Origin of the sequence: Pinirhizobacter sp. (assembly GCF_035317885.1) — a bacterium.
Lineage (GTDB): Bacteria > Pseudomonadota > Gammaproteobacteria > Xanthomonadales > Rhodanobacteraceae > Pinirhizobacter.
Map to the genome: position 1 here is coordinate 1 of NZ_DATHFX010000075.1, position 8,508 is coordinate 8,508.

Below are 8,508 nucleotides of genomic sequence, written 5' to 3' on the forward strand. Positions count from 1 at the left end.
CCACGTGCACCGATCCCCGTGACACGCCCAGCGGCTGCCCATGCCGCGGGCAGGGCAGGTAACAACTCGATCACTCCGGGGCGTGAATACAGGAGCATTTCCAGCATCGCCGTCGGCGTGCCGTAATTGGCGTCGATCTGGAAACAGTCGGTATCCGCGGTCATCTGGTAGAAATCGAAGAAGTTCTGCGTCGTACCGTTGTGGTGGTTATGCGCCGGACTCAGGTTGGTCAGCAACAGCTGATAGGCTTTCTCGGGATCTTTAAGGCGCGCCCAGCAGATGGCACGCCAGGCACAACCCCAGCCGTAACCGACCATGCCACGTGCCTGCAGCAGCTTGGTCACGCCCTCGATCAAAGCCGGCGGGCTGATATCACGGTGAAGACGGTCGCCAGGGAAGAACCCGATCAAAGGCGACAGATGTCGGTGTTCGACCTCACCAAGGTTGTCCGGCGACATCCATTCTTCCAGCCACCCGTTCTTGTCGCTCACCTTTGGCAGGTAAAGCCGTGCCTGCATCTGGGTGATCTTCGCGGCATAGTCGGCATCGCGCCTGAGGAGGGTGCTGGCCTGTCGATAATTCTCGAACAGATCCCAGACCAATTCCTGCGAGTAAGTATTGCCCTTTCCGTTCTTCGGGCCTTGCTCCGGCGACCAGTCGGCGTCGTCAACCAATACCTCGCGCCTGGATCCCGTGGCGGGGTCGGTCACGCTGATGGTGAGCAATCGCGCTTCCCAGAACTCGCAGGCGCCCTTCATCAGTGGGTAGATGCGGGCCAGGTAGTCGTGGTCCATGACATATTGATAGTGCTGCCACAGGCTGTTGCACAGCCATGCGCTGCCCGTCGGATGCCACCACCAGCCGTTGCCGCCATAGATATTGGTGGAGATCGCCGCCGTCCAGCCGGCGATCTTGCCCGAGCTATTGCGGAACCCATTGCTGGGATCGTTGAAGAAGCGCTGGGTGATCGCCGTCCATGACTCGACCTGGTCCAGGCAGTAGTTCGCCATCGCATCGAAGCATGAGGATAGTCCGGCCCGGTCCGGCAGCCAGTAGTTCATTTGCAGGTTGACGTCGTTGTGGTAGTCGGCCATCCACGGCGGATCGTTATCGCCCAGCCACAACCCCTGCAGGCCCGTCGGCAGTTTGTCACGCGAGCCTGCGATGGTGAGATAACGACCGAACTGCAGGTAGCTCGCCTCAAGCTCCGGATCGGCGGCTGAGCTAGGTTGTGCGCGCGCCTGCAGGCGCTTCCACGAATCCATGGCGCGCTGTTGTTCGCTCGATGCGCCGAAGTCCACGCTCATCGTGTCGAACAAGGCCCGATGATCGGCCACGTGGGTGTGCAACAGCACGGCTGCCGAAACCTTGGCTGCCGCCTCGACTTTCTCGCGCGACCGGGTCGATGGGTCCAGCGACGGGTCCCGGTACCCGGTAGCCAGGTGCGGCGCATAGTTGGTCCCACCGCTGAAGATCACGGTCAGGCTTTCGCAACCATCAAAGTGCAGCGTCGAGCCCTGGGCGCTTACCGTGCCCGATGAGGCCATGGCCTTCACCTGCGCCCCGTACTTCAAGCCATTTTCGAGCTTGCCGTCGAAACGGAAGTTCGCGCCATCGCCGTGAGTGGCCTCCCCGTGGGTACCTTTCAGTTCAATGCTGCCGCCATGCTTACCCCCGCCGCTCTGTGACAGGTGCACCACGACCACGTCATCTGGATGGCTGGCAAAGATCTCACGCACATACCGGACATTTCCCTTACGGTAGGAAATACGGATGTAGCCCTGGGCCAGATCGAGCTCGCGCCGGTAGTCCGAGACGTTCGCAAACTCGTGGCCTTCCACGGCGACGTACAACTTCGCCAACATCGTCAGGCCGCCAAAGTCCGCCGTGGTGTAGTTGAACTGACCCTCTTTATCCAGCTTGTCATTGAGTCCGCCGAGCCACATCGAGCCGTCGGTAAGGTAGAGAAAATCGCGCGCGGGATCACCACCCACCAGGGCGCCCAGGCGGCCGTTGCCGATGGGCAGGCCTTCGCGGAGCACGTTCGCCTCGACGGCTGGCGAGTCGTACCAAAGGCTGGTCTTGCCAATGGGACCGGGAGGAGGGGAGCCAGCAGGTCGTTTTACTGGCCCGGTTGCGGCAAACACCGGCAAACCCATGAGCGGCAACATGGCCGAGATAGCGCCGGCCCCTTTCAGGAACCGGCGACGGGCATGCATATCGGGGTGTCGTTGACTCATTGTTTCCCACACACTTGGGTGGTGTTGTCGAACGGCCACGGCGAATCGACCACCGGCGCCACCACGATGCGATCCAGGTCCGGTGCAAAGCCCGTGGCGTTGCCAAACTCGATGGTGTTCACCCCGGCCTTCAGTACCACCTGGATCACCTTCGGCACTGGATCATCGAAGGTGCTTCCGTCCAGATCCAGCGAGCGCGGCGAGCGGCCGTTGACGGTCATCACCAGGGTGCGCACACCGCTGGTGAAGTAGTCGATTTCCAGCTGGTACACACCGGCCGCCGGTACCGTGACATTGCTGAAGGTCACCGTGTTTGCTGCGCCGCCGCCGATATTACCGGCCTTCGAAAGCCCCGAGGCATAGTTGCTGAAGCCCGCGGTGACCGTACCACCCAGCGTGGCGGCTTCCGCCTCGTACGTGGTGGTGGTTGGCAGCGGCGTATCGCCATTGCCACTGACGACGATGCGGTCGAGGTCCGGTGGATAGCTGGTGGGGTTACCAAATTGAATGGCGTTGAAGCCTGCCTTCAGGCACACCGGCACGGTGCTTGCCGACGGCAGATTGAAGCTCGCTCCACCGGAATTGAAGGTCTGGAACCGACCGTCGCCAACCTTGTACAGATAGGAACGCAAGCCCAACACCAACGAATTGATCTGCATCTGGTACACGCCGGTACGCCGCACATAGACATTGTTGAAGGTCACCGTGTTGCCGGCGCCTAGCCCCAGGCCGCCGACCTTGCTACCGCCCGAGCAGCCGGTGCAACCGGCTGCTGCGGCGGAACCTGCCAGCGTGGCGTCTTCGGCTTCGTAATTGGCCGAGGGAACCGGCGCGGCATGACCGACGGTTGGCCAGATCTTCAATAGCTGCACGCCATGGCCCTCCAGCCGCGTGTCGTACTCACCCACGGATCGACCCAGTTCCCGGTGTGTCCACAGGTCGCGCATCTGTCGCGCACCAAGAAATCCGAGCTGGCGCCACGGCAAGGTAATCATGGTCGGCGTTGCATTCATGTTGAACAACGCCACGACATAACTGCCGTCGCCCATGTCGGAAAGCCATACCTGTTGATCGCCGCCGATGACCTGTCTTGCCGGCTTGCCGGACTGATTCACGGCAAGTACTTCGTCGTTGGTCGCCAGTTGCTTTCCGAAGGGATCGAGCTTGGTAAGGTCGCCACCGAGGTAGAGCGGGGCATTGGCGATCGACCACAACGTCATCGCCGAACGCTTCTCATCGTTCGTCAGGCCGTCCAGGGCGCCATCGCCAATATCAAGCGAATCCAGGTCGTTCCAGCCGAGCTTGGGTCCTGCCGCTTCCTGCCAGGCGGGCAGGTCCCGGAAGCGTTTGTAGATACGCGGCCAGTCGGTGAGCGTGGCGCAACGGCTTTCGCACTCCACGTCGTCGTCGATGCGGCGCGCGTTGGAGAATTGTTGCCAGGTGCTGAGGTAGTCCTGGTCCAGCGCCCATGAAACCGTCAACCAGATCGGGCGCCCGCTCTTGGCGATCGCCTTTGACCACGCCTGCACGTCGGCCAGGTTGTTGATGCTCAGGTCGTCGGTGTAGGAACCGGGCGATACACCATCGAGCTTGATGAAATCCACTCCCCAGGAGGCGAACAGGGCCACCACGGAATCCATGTATTCCTGGGCACCTGGCTTGGAGAAGTCGATTTTGTAGTGATACGGCGACGTTGAGTTGGGCGTACCGAAGGCATTGCCGGCGGTGTAGGGCACCGCCAGGATGTCCTGGATGTGGTACGGCGTGCCCAGGATCGGCGAGTTCGCCAGCACCGCCGGTTCCTCGACACCGGGAATCCAGTAGATGCCCGCTTTCTGGCCGTTATGGTGAATGTGGTCGATCAAGGCCTTGATGTCGGGGAACTTGACCGTGTCCGGAATGGGCCGCCCATTGGCATCGAAACTACCCTGCCAGCCGGAATCCATGTTGATGTAGTTGTAGCCGTGGGCCCCCAGGCCAGAAGAGACCATGGCGTCGGACTGCTTGATGACGTTGGCCTGGGTGAAGAAGTTATTGTCGATTGTCTGTTGGCTGAAGGTGCTCCAGCCCAGATAAGGCTTTTGCGCTACGCCGTTGACTTGCGCGCCGGCCACCGAGGCCACGGCGAGAAGTCCACAAGCCAGCGCACAGCGCGGCAGCAGGGACCTGATATTGGCATCCATCGAGTAGTACCCCTTGAGCGGTGATCAACGCGCGGGAATGGACGCTTATCGAATCGCAGGAGCGTCCGTGTTAGCGACGTCATATAATATGACAATTGGAAAGTACGCCCGGGGGTTTACCAGTGTCAAGGCTGTTCGATGATGAACAGGTCACAGTTCTGGTGGATTACTTCAAGGCAGGGCCGCTCATTGGAGGCACAAGCCCTTCGGTTGCCAATTCAGATTCCGGATGACGACCGGCTGTGTGGCGTCATGTAGCACCAGAACCAGCGCCCGCCGCGTCTTGTCGCCTGCGCCGTAGAGTTTCATCGGAATGCCGCCGGCCACGGCTTGGCCTTCGCCGGCTTTCAGTGTCTTCGTGCCGCTTGGCGTCTCCAGGCATTGCGCGCCTTCGACAACATAGAAGACCTCGGGGCCGGCATGGCTATGCGGCATGGAGTCCATATTCGCATCCGTTGTCGCCACCATGAAGGTGGCAGTTTGCGGACCGCGGGTCAGGGGCGTGAACGGGCCGATGGAGGCGACGTGCTGTCCACCCTTGGGACGCCAGTGATCGTCCGCGATGGTCAGCAGCCAGGCGTGGCCATAGGCTTCCATCACGCTGCCGTTCGTGCCGCGGGCGGCGAGGGCCGCGGCGGTGTCGGCGAACGTATCCAGATGCCAGTAGAGCTGACCGGCTGGCAGGGCGGTCATCGCTTCCTGCACGACGATGTAGCAACCGATGTCGCCCACCCGATGCGCGCCAAGCGGCTGGCAGCCGTTCGGCACCATGGTGCGGTGATCGTGCTGCGGCGCATTGGCGGCCATCACGCCGTCCGCCTGTTGCGCCATACAGGGCACAGCCGCCAGATTCGCAAGAGCAAGGACTGCAAGCGAGAGTTTCAGTCGCATCGTTCGTACTCCTTGGAATGGTTACCGCAACGGGGTGCTACATGTTTAGCCGGTTACACCATCAACAGTAACAACAGCTGGCCCAAGGTCAGCGCCTACTTTCGATATAGGGCGTCTGGTTTGCATGTTTCTGCGCCCAGAGACAATCGTGTCGGTTACGATTCTCGCGGGGTGCTACCAGAACGGGGAAGGGTAATGACCAGCATTGACGCAACCGCTCGTGCAGCTAGCAGGACGCGACCAGCGTTCTATCTGATCCTGTCGCTGGTCATGGCCGCCGTAATCATCGGGGGTTTCTCCCGCACCGTTCCAGATGACTTCCGTGCGTCACCAGGCTTGCCTTCGCTCCTCTTTATCCATGGTGCGATCTTTTCATTGTGGGTCGTGCTGCTAGTGGTTCAGCCGACGCTGATCTTTCGGGGATCCATCCGGCTTCATCGACGCCTGGGCATGGCAGGCGCGGTTCTTGCGGCGGCCATGGTGGTTATGGCCTTGACCGCGACTTACCTCTCCATACACGACAACCTGGTGCCGTCATTTTTCCCGCCAGCCATCTTCCTGGCCATGAACACCCTTGGCATCCTCGTCTTCGGTGGTCTGGTGACGGCGGGCGTGAAACTTCGCCGCAAGGCTGACTGGCATCGCCGGCTGATGATATGCGCCACGGTGTCGATCCTCGGGCCTGGCATTGGCCGACTGCTACCGATGGACTCGTTCGGGCGGGCCGCGCCGATGGTGATGTTCGGCGTGATCATGCTGTTCGCCCTCGCCGGACCTGCGTATGACCTGTTCACGCGACGCCGGGTGCATGCGGCCTATCTATGGGGCGTTGGCGTCATCATGGCCAGCATGCTGATTACGGGGCCGGTCGCGTTCTCGCCGCCCACCCAGGCGTTGCTGGCCTGGATCCATTCGACTTGAAGGTCGTTCTTGACTGAATAGTCAACATGACTGATAATCCCTCCATGGGCAGACCTTCTGAATTTGATCGCGAGACCGTGCTGCGAAAGGCGGCGTCGGTTTTCTGGGCCAAAGGCTATGCTGCCACGTCGACGGAAGAGCTGGTTTCGGCCATGGGGATCGGTCGTCAAAGTATCTATAACGCCTTTGGCGACAAGTGGCGTCTTTATCTCGAAGCGCTGACGGACTACCAGCAAGGCTCGACCTCAGCGCACATACGGCGCTTGCAAGGTCCCGCCTCGGCGGTGCAGGGCATCCAGGACATGTTCGATGGCCTCGTCGACGACGATGATGCAGTGCGCGCGCTTGGCTGCATGGGCGTGGGTTCCGCGTGCGAGTTCGGTGCCACCGAACCTCAGTTGTCCGACCTGCGCGCCAAGGCTTCCGCCCACCTGAGGGACAAACTGGTCAAGCGGGTGCGGGAAGGCAGGGCCGCAGGCCAGCTGGATACCCAACTCAACGTTCAGCAGACCGCCGACTTTTTACTGATGACCATGACCGGCATCCAGCTGGCCGCCCGCAGCGGGGCCAAGGCCGCCGATCTTCGCCGGCTTGGCCGGTTCGCGGTCGAGCGGATCAAGGCTTCGCCGAGTTTGTAAACAAACCCCTTTTTTATCCAGTTCTTGACTAATCGATCAACAAGGAACCTATATGAATGACAAACATGAGCGAGTCGCCCTGGTATTTGGAGGTTCCCGAGGCATCGGTGCGGCCGCCGTTCGCCGCCTTGCGCAGGATGGGTTCGCTGTGGCGTTTACCTATGTCTCCCGCGCCGACAGCGCAAAAGCGGTCGCCGCCTCCGTTGTCGCCTTGGGCGGAGCGGCCCTGACCATCCAGGCCGACAGCGCCGACCCCATCGCCATCCGTTCGGCGGTGGACAGCACGCTCGCCCATTTTGGTCGGCTTGATGTGGTGGTTGTGAACGCCGGGTTGCTCCGCCTGGGCGATATCGCATCATTCCAGGCCGAAGACCTGGACCAGTTGTTGGCCGTCAATGTCCGGGGCGTCTATTTGGCCATCCAGGCCGCCGTGACCCAGATGGGCGACAACGGCCGGGTGATCACGATAGGCAGCAATAGCGCCGTGCGCCCGTTAAGTCCGATCGGTACGGTGTATGGGATGACCAAGGCCGCGGTGGCCGCCATGGTCAAGGGACTGGCGCTGGATCTGGCGCCGCGCGGCATCCGCGTCAACAACATCCAGCCAGGCCCGATCGAGACCGATATGACGTCTGATCACATCGAGCACATCAAGGGCATGATTCCGCTGGGTCAGGTGGGCCAACCCCACGATGTCGCGGAGCTCGTGTCATACCTGGCGGGCGATGGTTCTCGTTACATGACGGGCGCCAGTCTCACGTTGGACGGGGGCATGTCGCTCTGACGCGCCGTACACGCTGTGCTTTCACGGCTCAAGCCGGTAGCGCGATGCCCGAAATTTTGGCGCAGATGGCAATGAGCCGATCCTGCAGCGCGGGATCATGCGCTTGCGGGTTCGGCTGCATGCGCTTCAGATGATAGAAATACTTGGCGGTGACGTCGGCCTTCGGATCGCTACCTGCGGCAAGCCACGCCTGGGTCAGGTGTGCCTGGTCCATGTCGTCGGGCGCACCGGGTCCTCCCATCTTCGTCGGTACCCAGCCAGGCTCCAGCGCATTGGAGAACACGTTCGGCCAGCGGCGCGCGATGGCAAAAGCGAGCAACGTGTCGTGCAGCTTGCTTTCGGCATACGCCTGCGAACCGTTCCAGCGACGCTGCTCCCAGAGAATGTCATCGAGATTCGCGTCGACATGGTGCTGCATGCCGGAACTAACATAAACCAGCCGTTTCGGCCGCTGGATCAGCGCCGTCAAAAGATAGGCTGATAATGTGTTGGTGGCGAAGACGTGCGGCAGGTGATCGACGGTCTCGCGGTAACCCTCGCGATAACCCACGGCCGCGTTGTGGATCACGGCGTCGAAGCGCCCGAGCGTGTTGACCTGGGTCGCGACATCCCTGGTGCCGGCGATGGTCTCGACATCGCCCACGACGACGGCTTCGGCCTTGGGGAGTGCGTTCAGCGTAGCCTCGGCGCGATCGGCGTTTCGGGCGTGCAGGACTACCTGGTGTCCCTGTGAGATCAGTTGTTCGCCCGCCATGAAGCCGAGGCCGCTGGACGAGCCTGAAATGAAGATGCGTGCCATAAGAAAAACACCAGAGAAATGAGGGGCCGGCGAGGTGATCCCGCCGGCCAGG

At 61.5% G+C, this 8,508-nt stretch carries 7 protein-coding genes; 3 read left to right on the forward strand and 4 right to left on the reverse strand.

Annotation, left to right across the window (positions count from 1 at the left end):
• The 3 genes from VK519_RS02335 to VK519_RS02345 all read right to left on the reverse strand — a co-directional run.
• On the reverse strand, positions 1–2,042 hold a 2,042-nt coding region (locus VK519_RS02335; protein ID WP_324347287.1), incomplete at its 3' end, for a glycosyl hydrolase family 95 catalytic domain-containing protein.
• 194 nt (positions 2,043–2,236) lie between these two features.
• Positions 2,237–4,423 (reverse strand): alpha-galactosidase D, encoded by a 2,187-nt coding sequence (locus VK519_RS02340; protein ID WP_324347289.1) that lies wholly within the window; start codon positions 4,421–4,423, stop codon positions 2,237–2,239.
• A 186-nt stretch (positions 4,424–4,609) separates the two neighbouring features.
• Positions 4,610–5,314, reverse strand: a complete 705-nt coding sequence (locus VK519_RS02345; RefSeq protein ID WP_324347291.1) for a cupin domain-containing protein — start codon at positions 5,312–5,314, stop codon at positions 4,610–4,612.
• A gap of 195 nt (positions 5,315–5,509) precedes the next feature.
• Here VK519_RS02345 and VK519_RS02350 point away from each other — a divergent pair, with 195 nt between their 5' ends.
• The 3 genes from VK519_RS02350 to VK519_RS02360 are packed head-to-tail and all read left to right on the forward strand — an operon-like array spanning position 5,510 to position 7,657.
• The gene (locus tag VK519_RS02350) at positions 5,510–6,235 is read left to right on the forward strand and encodes a hypothetical protein (RefSeq protein ID WP_324347292.1); all 726 of its coding nucleotides are present in this window, start codon (positions 5,510–5,512) and stop codon (positions 6,233–6,235) included.
• Between the two features lie 26 nt (positions 6,236–6,261).
• On the forward strand, positions 6,262–6,873 hold the full coding sequence (locus tag VK519_RS02355) for a TetR/AcrR family transcriptional regulator (protein WP_324347294.1): 612 nt from the start codon (positions 6,262–6,264) through the stop codon (positions 6,871–6,873).
• Positions 6,874–6,925: 52 nt separating this feature from the next.
• Positions 6,926–7,657, forward strand: coding sequence for an SDR family oxidoreductase (locus VK519_RS02360; protein WP_324347296.1), 732 nt, complete (start codon positions 6,926–6,928; stop codon positions 7,655–7,657).
• A 28-nt stretch (positions 7,658–7,685) separates the two neighbouring features.
• Here the strand turns inward: VK519_RS02360 and VK519_RS02365 are convergent.
• Positions 7,686–8,508: SDR family NAD(P)-dependent oxidoreductase (locus VK519_RS02365; RefSeq protein ID WP_324347298.1), on the reverse strand; the 823-nt coding region annotated here is incomplete at its 5' end.